This window comes from Psychrobacter sp. ANT_H56B (genome assembly GCF_008369245.1).
Classification (GTDB): domain Bacteria; phylum Pseudomonadota; class Gammaproteobacteria; order Pseudomonadales; family Moraxellaceae; genus Psychrobacter; species Psychrobacter cryohalolentis.
On record NZ_VOBF01000004.1, the window covers coordinates 34,475 to 50,456 of the forward strand.

General features: G+C 44.3%; 11 protein-coding genes and 1 tRNA gene. All 12 read left to right on the top strand.

All coding sequences use genetic code 11. The features are described 5' to 3' along the window. The first annotated feature begins 237 nt into the window (after positions 1 to 237). The 12 genes from FQ082_RS06850 (at position 238) to FQ082_RS06905 (ending at position 15,930) form a co-directional block, all read left to right on the top strand. Positions 238 to 1,416 (top strand): acyl-CoA desaturase, encoded by a 1,179-nt coding sequence (locus FQ082_RS06850; protein WP_181210356.1) that lies wholly within the window; start codon positions 238 to 240, stop codon positions 1,414 to 1,416. A 259-nt stretch (positions 1,417 to 1,675) separates the two neighbouring features. Then, positions 1,676 to 3,142 carry a protein adenylyltransferase SelO gene (locus tag FQ082_RS06855; RefSeq protein ID WP_149492540.1) on the top strand — a complete coding sequence of 489 codons (1,467 nt, stop codon included), beginning with the start codon at positions 1,676 to 1,678 and terminating at the stop codon, positions 3,140 to 3,142. A 329-nt stretch (positions 3,143 to 3,471) separates the two neighbouring features. Further along, positions 3,472 to 5,793, top strand: a complete 2,322-nt coding sequence (locus FQ082_RS06860) for an NADP-dependent malic enzyme (protein ID WP_149492541.1) — start codon at positions 3,472 to 3,474, stop codon at positions 5,791 to 5,793. A gap of 159 nt (positions 5,794 to 5,952) precedes the next feature. Further along, the gene (locus FQ082_RS06865) at positions 5,953 to 7,140 is read left to right on the top strand and encodes a tRNA nucleotidyltransferase (RefSeq protein ID WP_149408622.1); all 1,188 of its coding nucleotides are present in this window, start codon (positions 5,953 to 5,955) and stop codon (positions 7,138 to 7,140) included. A gap of 59 nt (positions 7,141 to 7,199) precedes the next feature. After that, positions 7,200 to 8,003 carry a pteridine reductase gene (locus FQ082_RS06870; protein WP_262498172.1) on the top strand — a complete coding sequence of 268 codons (804 nt, stop codon included), beginning with the start codon at positions 7,200 to 7,202 and terminating at the stop codon, positions 8,001 to 8,003. An 82-nt stretch (positions 8,004 to 8,085) separates the two neighbouring features. Then, positions 8,086 to 8,162: transfer RNA gene (locus tag FQ082_RS06875), tRNA-Ile, on the top strand. A gap of 674 nt (positions 8,163 to 8,836) precedes the next feature. After that, positions 8,837 to 10,147 (top strand): urea ABC transporter substrate-binding protein, encoded by a 1,311-nt coding sequence (gene urtA, locus FQ082_RS06880; protein WP_149408792.1) that lies wholly within the window; start codon positions 8,837 to 8,839, stop codon positions 10,145 to 10,147. Between the two features lie 152 nt (positions 10,148 to 10,299). Continuing rightward, positions 10,300 to 12,099, top strand: a complete 1,800-nt coding sequence (gene urtB, locus FQ082_RS06885; RefSeq protein WP_149408623.1) for an urea ABC transporter permease subunit UrtB — start codon at positions 10,300 to 10,302, stop codon at positions 12,097 to 12,099. Positions 12,100 to 12,109: 10 nt separating this feature from the next. Further along, positions 12,110 to 13,180: an urea ABC transporter permease subunit UrtC gene (gene urtC, locus FQ082_RS06890; protein ID WP_010200558.1), complete on the top strand. Its 1,071-nt coding sequence runs from the start codon at positions 12,110 to 12,112 to the stop codon at positions 13,178 to 13,180. After that, entirely contained in the window at positions 13,180 to 14,136 is a 957-nt protein-coding gene (gene urtD / locus FQ082_RS06895; RefSeq protein ID WP_149492542.1) for an urea ABC transporter ATP-binding protein UrtD, read from the top strand. The genes urtC and urtD overlap by 1 nt, the downstream gene beginning before the upstream one ends. Before the next feature lie 46 nt (positions 14,137 to 14,182). Next, positions 14,183 to 14,881, top strand: a complete 699-nt coding sequence (urtE, locus tag FQ082_RS06900; protein WP_149408625.1) for an urea ABC transporter ATP-binding subunit UrtE — start codon at positions 14,183 to 14,185, stop codon at positions 14,879 to 14,881. A gap of 59 nt (positions 14,882 to 14,940) precedes the next feature. Beyond that, positions 14,941 to 15,930 (top strand): urease accessory protein UreD, encoded by a 990-nt coding sequence (locus tag FQ082_RS06905; protein WP_149408626.1) that lies wholly within the window; start codon positions 14,941 to 14,943, stop codon positions 15,928 to 15,930. The last annotated feature ends 52 nt before the right edge of the window (positions 15,931 to 15,982 follow it).

Consider the following 15,982-nt stretch of genomic DNA (forward strand, 5'->3'; position numbering starts at 1 on the left):
TAGGGATATTATATGATTGCAAAAAAAGCACTTGGCTTACCGCTTAAAGGCTTACGTTTCGCTATCAAATCTGGTGACACATTTGTCAAAAATGCCAGCATTCAAGTCACACGTTTTAAAACACGTTTTGATGAGAATAAAGCAAAAAACTCACTCGATGAGATGCCTGTTGCCAAACGCAACTATGCAAGCGCCTCTGAGCAGACTGAACTGCCTACCGATGTAGACAGTATCGATATGCGTGAATTTGAGTTTACCAAAGCACCGATTAACTGGATTCCAGCGACTATTCTGGTAGCCACGCCTATTGCTGCAGCAATTATTACGCCATGGTATCTGTTCACCCATCAAGTCAGTGCACCGGTTTGGGGCGTATTTGGGGCGTTTATGGTTTGGACGGGTATCAGTATCACAGCTGGTTATCACCGTTTACTATCGCATCGTGCTTATAAAGCGCATCCAATCGTCAAAAACTTTTTATTGCTAGGTTCTACCTTTGCGGTACAGGGTTCAGCGTTTGATTGGGTTTCTGGTCACCGTACGCATCATCGTCATGTCGATGATCGCTTAGAAGACCCGTACTCAGCGAAACGTGGCTTTTTCTTTAGTCATATGGGCTGGATGCTACGCAATTATCCTAGTGGAAAATTTGACTATAAAAATATCCCTGACCTGACCAAAGATAGAACGCTGCAAATTCAGCATAAATATTACGGTTTATGGGTCGCTGCATTGAACATCGGTGCAGTCGCCGCGATCGGTTGGTTATTGGGTGATGTTTGGGGTACTTTGGTCATCGTCGGTTTGCTACGTCTGGTATTGACGCATCACTTTACCTTCTTTATCAATTCGCTATGTCATATGTTTGGGTCGCGTCCTTATACCGATACCAACACTGCACGTGATAACTTCTTCTTGGCGCTATTTACGTGGGGTGAGGGTTATCATAACTATCATCACTTCTTCCAGTACGATTATCGTAATGGCGTAAAATGGTGGCAGTATGATCCAACCAAATGGCTCATCGCTGGTTTATCGAAGCTAGGCTTGACTACTGAGCTACGTACTGTTGATGACACCACTATCAAGCATGCTGAAGTACAAATGCAATTTAAAGCAGCGCAGCAGCAGATTGATACGGTCACATCAAGTGGTATTGATATTCCTCATGCGATGAAAAGCTTCCAAGATCGTATTAAATTTGAATACGATGCCTTTACGCAAACGGTTGAAGAATGGCAAGCATTAAAAGCAAAAACCATTGAGCTGAAAAAGACCGAGTTTGCTGATCGCTTGCATGAAGTTGAAGATGAGTTAAAGCAAGATTATGCCAAGATTGAACAAAAAATATTGGCGCATAACAGCAACCTAAAAACAGCATTTCGCTCTATCGGTGAAAGCGCAAAAGCGGCTTAAGCATTATTTAATATTTTTATTGCGACGTTTCTCCTTCCCTCTATCTGTAAAAGATAGGGGGATTTTTTCGTGCGGTATTAAATATCATGTCTATGGATAAATAGTAATGTGATAAACAATGATGTGATAATTAATCATGATTTACAAGAGACGGACAGAGTGCAATGCTGCTATATCAAGGCTATGTTATAGTGAGTTTACTCTATTCATATTTTAAATTTCCTCTCCTAGCTTTTATCTTTAAATTGGAACGGCTCTTATGCGCTATCAAAACACCTATGCTCAATTGGACACCCGTCTTTATCATGAGCAACTGCCAAACCCATTAGACAATCCTCGTGTCGGTCATTTTAATATTCAAGTTGCTGAGCAGCTGGGCTGGACGGAAGATACAGATTTGATGACTCGTTGGGTTGAAATACTTGGTGGGCAGTATGTGCCAGCTGAATTTCAGCCTTTATCAATGGCGTATGCCGGTCACCAGTTTGGGCAATGGGCGGGGCAATTGGGCGATGGTCGCGGCTTATTAATGGCGCAAGTACTCGATAAAAACAATCAACTACAAGATTTACATCTAAAGGGTGCAGGCTTGACGCCCTACTCACGCATGGGCGATGGGCGTGCAGTATTACGCAGTACCATTCGTGAGTATTTATGTGGTCATGCGTTGACTCAGCTTGGTATCGCCTCCTCTAATGCGTTGGGATTTGTGGTATCAGATACCAAAGTGCGCCGCGAGCGAATAGAAGCAGGAGCTGCCTTAATGCGAGTCGCTGACAGTCATATTCGCTTAGGTCATGTTGAGTGGATTGCAAGCTTTGCGCCTGATTTGCTTGGCGAATTTACCCACTACATGATTGATACCTACTACCCAGAGTGCCGTGATAGTGACACGCCAGTCTTAGCATTTTTGCAGGCGGTGGTTGAGCGTACCGCACGGATGATAGCCGACTGGCAACTGATTGGATTTGCGCATGGTGTTATGAATACTGATAACTTGTCTATTACCGGCAGTACTCTAGATTTTGGTCCGTTTGGCTTTATGGAGCGTTTTAACCCTGCTTGGATCAACAATCACTCTGATCATAGCGGACGCTACGCCTATCAAAATCAACCTGCTATTGGACATTGGAATCTAAATATTTGGTTACCGCACTTTATGCGTCTAGACGGTGTGACGCGCGAGACGTTAGCAGATTGTCTAGCACCTTATGAGGCGACCTTTATGCAGCATTATCAGCAAGGGCTATGTCGCAAGCTTGGATTGCCGCATCAGCGTGAAAGTCTAAGCTTAGCGTTTGAATGGTTGACACTGCTAGAGGATAATCTACTCGACTATACCAATAGTTTCCGAGCGTTATTAGGATTAATCGCACCGGACGAGCATCATTATGAGCAGCAGTTGCTTGCAACCTTGACGGCCGAGCTGAATCCTGAAGCACAGCAAGTCTGGCAAGCATGGTCGATCCGTTATCTGGCACAAGTAAAGCAGGTATCGATTACTCAAGCAATTGAGGATATGCAAGCCAGCAATCCTATTTATGTATTGCGTAACAGCATGGCTCAGCGTGTTATCGTTGCCGCAGAGCAAGGACAGTTTGAAGAACTAAATCGAGTATTTGAGCTGCTTGCTAGCCCTTATACGTTACATGATAGCGCCATTGATCTTGATACCTTACCGCCTGCGCCTTGTGCACCGCAAGTGCCAATCAGCTGTTCATCTTAATATATATTTATTCTGTAATATTTTGAAATATTTTGCATTTGGGGTTGATATTTGGGTCATTTTTTTGGCATTATCAACTAGCTAAATAATGAATATCAATTTATTATATTGTGTGCGTAGTTCACAGTCCTTAGCTAGGCAAGCTATTGGCGATAATGTAGACTCTCTATTTTGCACTATTGTTGTTTTTTGTTGATGTTTAAGCGCCGCATAGTACCCCTTAACAATCAATGTACACTCATGATCATATTCAATGGTTATTGAGAATTAGGCATTAGTTTTTATCACCATTTAATTTATTCCAATTTATCCTAACCATGGCAATTATTATGAATGACGATATCACTTTGAATACGGACACCCCTAGTACGGAAAAAGAGCAGTTTGAACAAGCTGCCTTACATTACCATGAGTTCCCTCGCCCTGGTAAAATATCAGTTACTCCTATCAAGCAATTGGCCAACCAACGTGATCTGGCGCTCGCCTATTCACCAGGTGTAGCAGTACCTTGTCTTGAGATTCAAAGAGACCCATCTCTTGCGGCAAAATATACCGCACGTAGCAACTTAGTGGGTGTTATTACCAATGGTACAGCGGTGCTAGGTTTGGGGAATATCGGTCCATTGGCATCCAAGCCTGTTATGGAGGGCAAAGGGGTTCTATTCAAAAAGTTCGCTGGTATCGACGTTTTTGATATTGAAATTGCACAAAACGATCCGGACAAATTCATTGAGGCAGTTGCTTCTTTAGAGCCTACGTTTGGTGGGATTAATTTAGAAGACATCAAAGCACCAGAGTGTTTCAAAATCGAGCGCGAATTGCGTAAGCGTATGAACATTCCAGTATTCCATGATGACCAACATGGCACGTCAATCATTGTTGCGGCGGCGATGCTTAATGCATTAATCATCACGAACAAAAAAATTGAAGATATTAAAGTCATTTGTTCTGGTGCCGGTGCGGCAGCGATTTCTTGCTTGGACATTATTTGCGCCCTTGGTGTTAATAAAAACAATATCTACGTATCAGACTCACGCGGCATCATCTCTACTACCCGCGAAAATCTTGATGAAACCAAACAGCGCTACGCTCGTGAAACCACTGCTACGACTATTGCAGAGCTGATGGATGACGTCGACATGTTCCTAGGCTTATCTATGCCGGGTACATTGACAGAAGACATGGTTCGCCGTATGGCAAAAGACCCTATCATCTTTGCGCTTGCTAACCCAACGCCTGAGATCATGCCAGAAATCGCCCATGCTGTCCGTCCAGACGTTATTATGGCAACCGGTCGCTCTGATTATCCGAACCAAGTAAACAACGCATTGTGTTTCCCTTATATCTTCCGCGGTGCGTTAGATGTAGGCGCAACGACTGTTAACGAAGAAATGAAAATTGCATGCGTACGTGCCATTGCTGCTATGGCACATGTTGAAGCGACGCCAATGAGCAACATCAAAAACGTTGAAAGTACGCCAAGCTTTGGTCGTGATTACCTGATCCCAGGACCACTTGAGCCAAACCTAATCATTGAAATTGCCTCTGCAGTCGCAAAAGCAGCTATGGATTCAGGTGTTGCAACGCTTCCTATCGCTGATATGAAAGCCTATCGTCAGCGTCTGTCTGAGTTTGTCTATAACTCAGCGTTTGTAATGAAACCTATTTTTGCTCGTGCAAAAGCAGATCCAAAACGCATCGTTTACTGTGAAGGCGAAGACAGCAACGTACTATTAGCGGTACAAGTGGTCGTCGATGAGCAGTTGGCTTATCCAATCTTGGTCGGTCGTCCTTCAGTGATCGAAAATAACATCGCCAAGCTAGCATTACGCTTGAAAGATGGCGTGAACATTACTATCGTCAATGTTGATGATGATCCGCGCTATAACGATTACTGGAAAGGCTACTACGAAAAAAACAAACGTACTGGTGTCAGTATCGAGCTTGCTCGCCGTGATGTACGCCGCAAGACCTCTTTAATTGGTGCGCTTTTGGTTGAAAATGGCGATGCCGATGGTATGATTTGTGGTACATTCGGTCACTATCAGCTGCATTTAAAATATGTCGGCAGAGTAATCAATAAAAAAGAAGGCATTAATGATTTTTACGCGATGAATGCGGTGCTCATGCAAGATCGTAATATTTTTATTGCTGATACCTATATCCATGAAGATCCAACGGCTGAGCAATTGGCTGAGATGACTGTATTGGCAGCTGAGCAATTGTGCCGCTTTAGCATTACCCCACGTGTGGCTTTAGTGTCGCATTCAAACTTCGGAACTTCTGATCGTGCCAGTGCTGTCAAAATGCGTAAAGTACATCAACTGCTGACCGAGATGAATGTCGATTTTGAGTTTGACGGTGAAATGCAAGGTGATGCTGCACTTGACGAACATATCCGTGCCAATGACTTGCCTTCGAGCAATCTTAAAGGTTCAGCAAATCTACTTATCTTGCCAACGTTAGATGCGTCGAACATTGCCTTTAACCTGCTCAAGACAGCAACCGGTAGCGCGTCTATCGGTCCTATTTTGTTAGGTGCAAGCAAACCTGTACATATCCTAACGCCATCAGCCACAGCGCGCCGTGTGGTTAATATGACGGCACTTGCGGTCACTGAAGCTCAGGATTTAGATAACGAGAAGCAGTAATCGATTACGTTCTTCAAAGTCAAAGTGCGCAATTAAGACGGTCTCTTGCATTTTTTATAGAGACCGTCTGCTATACTAAAACCAGCCAATGCCTAAAGTATTGGCTGGTTTTTTTTGACAAAATTTAGGTTAATTGGTAGTAAATATAAAGAGAATATTATGCAAGTGTATCTCGTCGGCGGTTCGGTACGTGACCAGCTATTAGGACGCCCTATCAAAGATAAAGACTTCGTTGTCGTTGGGGCAACAGTTACTGAGATGCTTGACGCAGGGTTTCAGCAAGTAGGCGCAGATTTCCCTGTATTTTTGCATCCGGTGAGCCGTGAGGAATATGCCCTCGCACGAACTGAGCGTAAGCAAGGTTTGGGCTATCAGGGCTTTAGCGTGCATGCCAGTATTGACGTTAGTTTAAAAGACGATTTGCAGCGGCGCGACTTGACGATCAATGCCATGGCCATAGAGGTTACTAGCTTAACCGACGATACCCCGATAAATGGTGACGTGATTGATTATTATGGCGGACTGGACGACATAAAAAGCAAGACCTTACGTCACGTCTCAAATGCCTTTAGCGAAGACCCTTTACGCGTGTTAAGAACAGCGCGCTTTTATAGCCGCTACTATGATTTGGGGTTTACCATCGCGGATGAAACGTTAGTACTGATGCGTGAATTGGTGGACTCAGGAGAGCTTGCCCATTTAAGTAGCGAGCGTATTTGGCAAGAGTCAAGCCGTGCAATGATGCAACTCTCCCCTCAGGTATACTGGCAACAGTTATTTGATATCGGCGCCCTTACAGGATACTTTGCCCCATTACATCAGGCTTGGAACGATGGGCAGATACGAGAAACGGTACAAACAGCACTATATTTTTCTGGTCAAATGCAGCTTAACTTATCGCAGCGCTGGGCCCTACTGATGACCAGCCTGTTATCCTCTGTATCTCATGCCAATCCTAACAATTTAGACGCCTCTGATGTGACAATGGCCTGTAAAGGCATGAATGATATTGGCAACACGGCTAAAGTACCAAAAGCACAAACTCAGTTTGCCAGCTTATTTATTCAACAAATCGCAAAATTAAGTACTATTAACCATCTCACGGCGGCTGAAAAAATAGATCTTATTCAAGCCTGTAGCGCCCATAAAGCACCTGAAAAACTCTCGCAGCTCTTAGTCACAAGCCAAGTCATGCAGTTAGCGCTACAACATCGACAAATGATGTTGGCGTTGAATAGCTTTCACGCTATTGGTATGAATGATATTGATCAAAATCTTAAAGGTCCAGCGATCGGTCAAGCGCTGCGTCAAGGCAGGATTGAACATTTACAAACGCGAGCTGTCTGACTGAAAGGGTCTGCATACGCCTTGAAACCTTAAACCCATATTTTAATCAAAATACTAACATGACTCAAAAACTTCCACCTATTCAGACTATGACGATACCTGCGCCTGTCATGCTCGTTACGGGCAGTGCTAAGCGTATCGGTGCTGCTATTGTTCGTGCGGCTCATAAGCAAGGCTATCGCGTTATTATTCATTGTCATCATAGCGAGCAAGAGGCCCATGCCTTAGCAGACGAGCTAAATGATAATTGCCCTCATAGCGCCGTGGTTATTGTTGCAGATTTGGCAGTGGTGAATCAGGCTGATACTCTTGAGCATCTAACCCAAACCATCATGCAAGCATTTGGGCAACTAGACGTACTGGTACATAATGCTTCTCGCTTTTATCCCACTCCCCTTGGCAGTATTATTCATGACCAATGGGATGAGCTACTGTTAAGCAATGCCAAAGCGCCATTACTATTAAGCCAAGCGCTATATCCTTATCTAAAAAATCAGCAAGGCTGTATTATTAGTTTGCTTGATATCCATGCGCATGATAAGCCATTTGCCAATTATACCGTCTACAATATGGCAAAAGCGGCGCACCGGATGATGGTACAGTCTTTAGCGCTAGATATGGCGCCTGATGTACGCGTTAATGGGGTCGCGCCTGGGGTCAATATTTTACCCGATGCAGATAGCGATCAAGCGCTTGATAGCGAGCAGCAAAATAAGATTATAAGCTCTATCCCTATGCAGCGCATAGGCGTCCCTGCTGACATTGCCCATGGTGTGCTTTATTTGGCACATGCCAGTTATGTGACGGGTGAGATAATAACGGTAGATGGTGGACGCAGTTTGACGCTGGCTGGTGGTCATTAATGATAATTCATCAAATAGTAGGCGCTATCTGCTAATTTTTACTTGAAAATATATAAAAATCAGGTATCATTGTGCGTCTAAAGGGCCCATAGCTCAGTTGGTTAGAGCAGAGGACTCATAATCCTTTGGTCGTAGGTTCAAGTCCTACTGGGCCCACCAAATTCAAACCCCGTAAACGCAATGTTTATGGGGTTTTTTGTTGTCTAGTGTTTTTAGCTGGCTTGTTAAAGTGTGCGATAAACCTCTGAGGGTGGATTTGCCTATCCCCAATGAATCAGCACCGTCAGGTATTTTACGTTTGTGTTCAACGACTAAGCTGATGGCTTCTAATTTGAATTATCGGGTATATTGATTGCGTTTGTTGGTCATACTATGTTCCGTCTTTTGTTTAGTATGACCTCTTAGCAGCTGTCCGAATTTATTATGCCACTACATGCTGGCATGTCTTAGCAAGTCCTTGCTGCTTTTATGAGTACTCAATTGGCTTAATTAATATCGGGGTTTGCTTTGCAAGCACCCTTATTTACGCTTTCTGAACTTAGCAGCCCACCGCTTTCAATGTAATCGTTTTAATCCTCTTAGACTAGACACTTATGGTGCATAGAAAATCATAAAAACCATCATGGTGCGAAAAAAGTGCAATATCTCCTAAAAAGACCGATATTGGTGCGTTTATTGTGTATTTTGGAATGGCATAAATATTGAAGTGTTAATAGCAGTTAGAAATGGTTTGTTAACTCGGCCTACCAAGCTGCTACTTTATCTTTTTGGAGAAATATATGTCTTTATTGCCAACGCTTATCACTGCTACTCCTATCAGTACAAACTATCGTATCGACTCAAAACTCACATCACGTTTGTCTCTACTAGCAGTAGCCGTCGTAGGTAGCTTAAGCCTTATAGGTTGTCAAAAACCTGCAGAAACTAGTGCTGAAACCAATTCTACAGCCACAAAAACCGAAACGGCCGAGACCACTACTACCCCTGCGGCAGATGGTGACACCATCAAAGTTGGTATCTTGCATTCTTTATCTGGAACGATGGCCATCTCTGAAACATCCTTAAAAGATACTGCGCTCATGACCATTGATGAAATTAATGCTAATGGCGGTGTGTTGGGTAAGCAGCTAGAGCCAATCGTCGTAGATCCCGCTTCTGATTGGCCGTTATTCGCTGAAAAAGCACGTCAGCTATTAACTCAAGACAAAGTGGATGTCATATTTGGTGGTTGGACGTCGGTATCACGTAAGTCAGTGCTGCCTGTCGTTGAAGAGTTAAATGGCCTCATGTTCTACCCTGTTCAGTACGAGGGTCAAGAGCAGTCAGAAAACATTTTCTACACTGGGGCGGCTCCCAATCAGCAAGCTATTCCTGCCGTTGAATACTTAATGAGTCCAGAGGGTGGTAGTGCAGAACGCTTTGTCTTACTTGGGACAGATTATGTCTATCCTCGGACTACTAACCAGATACTGCGTGCGTTCTTAAAATCTAAAGGCGTCGCTGAAAAAGATATCATGGAAGAGTACACCCCTTTCGGTTTTAGCAACTATCAGACCATCGTGGGCAACATTAAAAGCTTCTCTACTGGTAAAAAGACGGCGGTTATCTCTACCATTAATGGGGATTCAAACGTACCTTTTTATCGTGAACTTGCCAATCAGGGTATTAAAGCCTCTGATATCCCAGTCATGGCATTCTCAGTAGGAGAAGAAGAGCTTCGCGGTATCGATACCAGCTTATTACAAGGGCATTTGGCGTCATGGAACTACTTTATGTCGGTTAAAAATCCTGTCAATAGCGGCTTCACCAAAAAGTATAAGAAATATGCGCTAGATCATAAGCTACCGAATGCTGAAAAGGTCGTAACCAATGATCCTATGGAAGCCACCTACGTGGGTATCAATATGTGGAAACAAGCAGTCGAAAAGGCAGGTACCACTAATGTCGACAAAGTGCGTATTAGTATGGGAGGTCAGACTTTTGACGCACCATCAGGGTATACATTGAAAATGGATGAGGAAAACCATCACTTATGGAAGCCTGTCATGATCGGTCAAATCCGTGCCGATGGTCAGTTCGATGTGATCAGCAAAACGCCAAAAGTCATTCGTGCTGAGCCATGGAGTCAGTACATTCCTAAATAAGGTGTTGTCACCTAAACCGCAATCCTTAGCCCTTAGCCCTTAGCCCTTAGCCCCTTAATGGTATCAATACCAGCAACCCTTTAGCTCCTCTACTGATAAAACAGTTTTTCAGTAGAGGTTAGAGGAGTGTTGACTGCAAAAAAGGAACCATCATGTCACATTACCCTTCCTATTATAAAAGTGACGCGCAAGCCAATTATTCTAATAAGACTTTTATCATCGCCTTACTATCTTTACTCCTCCTCATTGCTATCACATCAGCTGCTCATGCTCACGAGACGCCAATAGCCCACAGCCATGGCGAGAAACTATCTACTAATACTGTGGCAGCGACATCCAATGCTGTAAGTGAAGAGATCTTACTCGCTCAAGACGACACCTTACTTGCTCAAAACAAGCAGTCTCTGACTACGCCTACTAATTTTGCGATAAGTAAAGGGGATGCTATCGAGCAGTTCGTTGCTGCTGACTTCACCATTCGCCAAACCATGCTCAACCAGTGGCCGGGGTCAGTTGAGAGTTTGGATACTTTAGTTGAGCTGATAAAAAACGATGAGCTATACCAAGGCAATGGCGGGAAAACCTACCTACTTAACAGCGAAGATGAGCTATTTACTTATCCTGTTAAGCAGCTGACCACCGAGTGGCCGAGTGACTTGGCGCAAGTGACTTTGACCAATACGCTACGCTCAGCCTTAGTATTTGGACAAGCCAAGGTTAAGCTTGAGTCAAACGATCCTACGCAACGTATGCAGGCAGTTACTATCTTAGCGGACAATATCGAACAGCTAGATCCAGCGCTCATAAGTACTGCTGCCACTAATGAGCAAGACGACGACGTCAAAACAGCGTTGAGTACTTTACAAGCGAGGATTGATTTTAGAGACGGCGACGTTACTACCCAAATTGCCGCGCTTACCATCCTTGCTGATAGTGATAGCCCGCAAGTCTTAGTTGATGTCAAAAAAGCATTGGCGGCAGATGATATCGATCCTGTGCTCAAATCTGCGCTGTTAGATGCTGAGGATAGTATTGAGCAGCGCATTACCATCAGTACTTGGATAGGTCATCTGTTCACGGGACTTAGTACGGCAAGTATCTTACTACTCGCGGCATTAGGGCTTGCCATTACCTTTGGTCTGCTTGGGGTCATCAATATGGCCCACGGTGAGCTCATTATGATTGGTGCTTACGCCACTTATATGGTGCAAAATCTCTTTCAGGCGTATTTTCCTAGTATGACTGGATGGTATCTGGTTGCTGCTATACCCGTCGCTTTCTTAGTCAGTGCCATTATCGGCATGATTATCGAACGAATCATTATTCGCCCGCTTTACGGTCGTGAGCTTGAAACCTTACTGGCAACTTTCGGTGTCAGTTTGATTCTTATGCAGTTGGTTCGGATGATATTTGGCGCGCAAAACGTCGAAGTCAGCAATGTCGACTGGTTGAGCGGTGCCTATCAAGTGTCCTCGAGCCTTGTGCTTCCCTTCAACCGTATCGCTATTATCGGCTTTACCATCATTATTCTTATGCTACTGGTGTACTTACTTAATAAGACTCGTTTCGGGCTATTTGTGCGCGCTGTCACTCAAAACCGGCAAATGGCACGTGCAGTTGGTATCTCATCTGCTCGCATCGACATGTTGGCTTTTGGACTTGGCTCGGGTCTCGCAGGTCTCGCTGGCTGTGCCTTAGCGCAAGTAGGCAATGTCGGACCCGACTTAGGTCAGACTTATATTATTGATGCGTTCTTAGTCGTCGTGGTTGGCGGTGTTGGGCAAGTATGGGGCGCGGTATTGGCATCTTTAGGTCTTGGTGTCAGTGGTACGGTGCTAGAGATTGGCATTGGTGCTGTGATGGCTAAGATTGTATTACTGGTTCTTGTGATTTTGTTTATTCAAAAACGTCCACAAGGTTTATTCGCCCTCAAAGGCCGTTTTGTGGATTAAGGAGAACCTCATGCGTTTGACTCAATTATTATCTGATTCCCCACGTAATGCCATTTTGATTGGTTTGTGTTTTTTAGTGCTACTGATATTGCCTTGGCTCCATCTACTACCTGAAACCTCTAGTTTTCACCTGTCTGCTTACTGGATAACTTTGATTGGTAAAATAATGGCGCTCGCCATGGTAGCACTGGCTTTAGACTTGGTCTGGGGCTATGCCGGCATTCTAAGCTTAGGTCATGGTCTTTATTTTGCGCTAGGAGGTTATGCCTTTGGCATGTACTTGACGCGTGAAACTGCTGGCACGGGCTTGCCAGACTTTATGCGTTTCTTAAGCTGGACCGAGCTGCCGTGGTATTGGGCAGGTACTCAACATTTTTGGTGGGCGATGGCTCTAGTGGTATTAGTTCCGGGTCTGGTCGCTTTCATCTTTGGCTATTTTGCTTTTCGCTCAAAAATCAAAGGGGTTTATTTTTCGATTATTACTCAAGCCATGACCTATGCGGCAGCCTTATTATTCTTCCGTAATGAAACAGGCTTCGGTGGTAACAATGGCTTCACAGGTTTTACCACGCTATTAGGTTATGACATCACTGCCTCTTCAACAAGGGCTGTGCTGTGTTTTACGACCGCTTTGGCGCTGCTACTGTCCTATCTTGGACTACGCTACCTGATGAGCCAGCCTTATGGGCGCGTGCTCGGTGCCATTCGTGATAGTGAAAATCGATTGCAGTATTTAGGCTATCGCACGCTTTGGTACAAGCTTTCTGCTTGGGTATTGTCTGCAGTCATTGCTGGTATCGCTGGTGCTCTATATGTACCGCAAGTTGGCATCATTAATCCGGGTGAGATGAACCCCGTCAACTCTATCGAGATGGCAGTATGGGTAGCTGCGGGAGGAAGAGGTTCACTCATTGGTGCTATCGTAGGCGCAGGTGCAATCAATGCGATTAAGACTTATTTTACCGTCGCCTATCCTGAGTTTTGGTTGCTTATCCTAGGTGGATTATTTGTGGTGGTTACTTTATTTCTCCCTAACGGCATCATTGGCGTACTTGATCGTTTTAAAAAGGAAAAAGAATAATGTTAATAACTAATGCTGCTACTTCCCAAAAAGTTACTAACGATGCGCTTGTTAAAAACAATCTTAGTATCAATAATCCAATGAAAAACTCTAAAAATACACCACACATAACGGTCGCAGAAAACACGCCTACCCGACCAGTCACTACTCTGACTGAAGATTACGGAGATAGCGGTGGCTTGGCGCATCCTGTTCCCAAATCAGGGCCAGATATGAGACATGGCATTGCGCTGTATTTAGAAAACGTTAGCGTGTGGTTTGACTCGTTCCGTGCACTCAATGATTTATCTTTATACATTGAGGCAGGCGAGCTACGCTGCATCATCGGTCCTAATGGCGCAGGTAAGACGACTTTAATGGATGTTATTACGGGTAAAACGCGTCCTACTAAAGGCAGTGCATTTTTCGGTCAAGTACATAATTTAGCCAAACTATCTACCGAAGAAATAGCGGAAGCAGGCATTGGTCGTAAGTTTCAAAAACCCACCGTGTTTGAGAAATTTACCGTACTCGACAACTTAATGCTGGCCGCGCCAAAGGATAAGCGAGTGTCAAAAAGCTGGTTTACTAAAATTGATGCTGACACGAAAAACACACTTGACTCAACGCTACAGCAGATTCGTTTAAAAGACATGATTAACAAACCAGCAGGACTACTATCTCATGGTCAAAAACAGTGGCTAGAGATTGGGATGTTACTGATGCAAAGACCAAAACTTATCTTACTTGATGAACCAGTGGCAGGCATGACAGATGCCGAAACCGAACATACCGCTGAGTTGGGTCTGCGCCTGAAAAAGAATCATACTTTAATCGTGGTTGAGCATGATATGACTTTCATTGATGCCATCAGTGAGAAAGTAACGGTCTTAGCAAATGGCGCTATTCTAGCTGAAGGCACGTTGAGTGAAGTGCAGAATAATGAAGCCGTCATTGAGACTTACTTGGGTCGATAATTGGTAGTAGTGCTTAGAAATAGACCTAAAAAATAGAGGTGCTTATATGTTAGAAATTAATGCCATAAATCAATATTATGGTGGCAGTCACATTTTACGTGATGTCACCCTCGCCGCCCCTGTAGGAAAATGTAGCGTGGTACTGGGTCGTAATGGCGTCGGTAAAACCACCTTGCTTAAATGCTTGATGGGCATCCTACCAATAAAATCAGGTGAAATTTTATTAGACGGTAAGGACATTAGTCAGATGACGCCTGAGCAGCGTGTGCGCGCAGGTCTCGCTTATGTACCGCAAGGACGTGATATCTTTTCCACTTTGACCGTTGAAGAAAACATTCTGATTGGCATGGCGAAATTCTCTCAACGAAAAGCAAGCAAAGTACCCAAACACTTGTATGATATATTTCCAGTGCTGGACGAGATGAAGCATCGGCGCGGCGGCGATCTATCTGGCGGTCAGCAGCAGCAGCTCGCTATTGCTCGTGCGCTTGCCTCCGAGCCATCTGTGCTGGTACTCGATGAGCCGACTGAAGGTATTCAGCCCTCTATCATCAAGGACATCGGGCGGGTCATTAGGGATTTAGGTTATCAAGGTAAAATGGCCATTATACTGGTCGAGCAATTTTATGAGTTTGCAGAAGAGCTTGCCGATAACTATACCGTGCTTTCTAGAGGACAAGTAGTTGCTCAAGGGGCTGGAGTTGACATGGCAAAAAACAACATTCAAGAGTTGGTGGCAATCTAAAAGGACACTTTCTAAAAGGACACTTTCTAAAAGGGCACTTTCTAAAAGGAAATACAATTTTGACTTGGCAATCCTCACTACAGCTTCATTTCGACTGCGCCTCTACTGCTGCAAAAACTCGGCTGTGTCATCGTGCCCATACTGGCGCACTCATGGTGCAGCGCGCGCTGTATACTGAGCCTGATAGTACTGATAACAGCCAAGCAGGGATTTGCCATATTTATGTGTTGTATCCTCCTGCTGGTATCGCCGATGATGACCGCTTAACATTGGAATTTGACCTACACTCTAACAGCCATGCGGTGATTACCACCCCTGGAGCCGGCAAATGGTACGGGCAACGCAAATCATTACGATCCTCTAGACCTAGCGACTCATCAAAATTTAACAACGGTACTCAATCGGCAAATAACAACACTTCTAACGACTGTTTTAATGATGTTGTCAGCGCAGAACAGCATATCGACGCCCACCTTGATAACCACGCTATTCTTGAATGGCTCCCTCAAGAAAGTATCTATTACGATCATTCTGTCTCTACTGCCAATAATCGCTTTTATTTGGCTAAGACGGCAAGTTTATTGACTTGGGATATTGCTGTGTTCGGACGTCAAGCGTATCAAGAGACGTTTGCTAATGGTCATTATGCCAACCGCTTAGAGATATGGCGTGAGAGTGATTTATTGGTCAGTGAGTGCACTTCCCAGCAAGCCAATACGCGCTGGTTTACCTCACCATTAGGGCTGAACAATCAACATGTGCATGGCTCTTTTTGGGCAATACCTAGCACAGAGGTCATTGCGCCTGAGTTACAGAATAATCCGCTCAAGCTCGGTCAATATTTAGATACCACTATTACAGAGATACGCAGCCTCATTGATCAGCAGTCACTACCCATTCACTGTACTCACAATTTTCAAGGTATCAATTGCCGTTATTTAGGGGCAGATGTGCGTGCCTGCTTTGAAGCTTTTTACCAAATTCGCGAGCTTATCAGGTCTAAATGGTATGCGCTTGAGCCTCATCGACCGAGAATTTGGGACACCTAATATCATGTGCTCCCACTTAATCTCATCCCTGAACAATGCTTAATCAAACCAG

What these genes read in the sequence shown, in the direction of transcription:
- FQ082_RS06850 (WP_181210356.1), top strand. Translation starts at nt 238, where the DNA reads ATGCGTGAATTTGAGTTTACCAAAGCACCGATTAACTGGATTCCAGCG.
- FQ082_RS06855 (WP_149492540.1), top strand. Translation starts at nt 1,676, where the DNA reads ATGCGCTATCAAAACACCTATGCTCAATTGGACACCCGTCTTTATCAT.
- FQ082_RS06860 (WP_149492541.1), top strand. Translation starts at nt 3,472, where the DNA reads ATGAATGACGATATCACTTTGAATACGGACACCCCTAGTACGGAAAAA.
- FQ082_RS06865 (WP_149408622.1), top strand. Translation starts at nt 5,953, where the DNA reads ATGCAAGTGTATCTCGTCGGCGGTTCGGTACGTGACCAGCTATTAGGA.
- FQ082_RS06870 (WP_262498172.1), top strand. Translation starts at nt 7,200, where the DNA reads ATGACTCAAAAACTTCCACCTATTCAGACTATGACGATACCTGCGCCT.
- urtB (WP_149408623.1), top strand. Translation starts at nt 10,300, where the DNA reads ATGTCACATTACCCTTCCTATTATAAAAGTGACGCGCAAGCCAATTAT.
- urtC (WP_010200558.1), top strand. Translation starts at nt 12,110, where the DNA reads ATGCGTTTGACTCAATTATTATCTGATTCCCCACGTAATGCCATTTTG.
- urtD (WP_149492542.1), top strand. Translation starts at nt 13,180, where the DNA reads ATGTTAATAACTAATGCTGCTACTTCCCAAAAAGTTACTAACGATGCG.
- urtE (WP_149408625.1), top strand. Translation starts at nt 14,183, where the DNA reads ATGTTAGAAATTAATGCCATAAATCAATATTATGGTGGCAGTCACATT.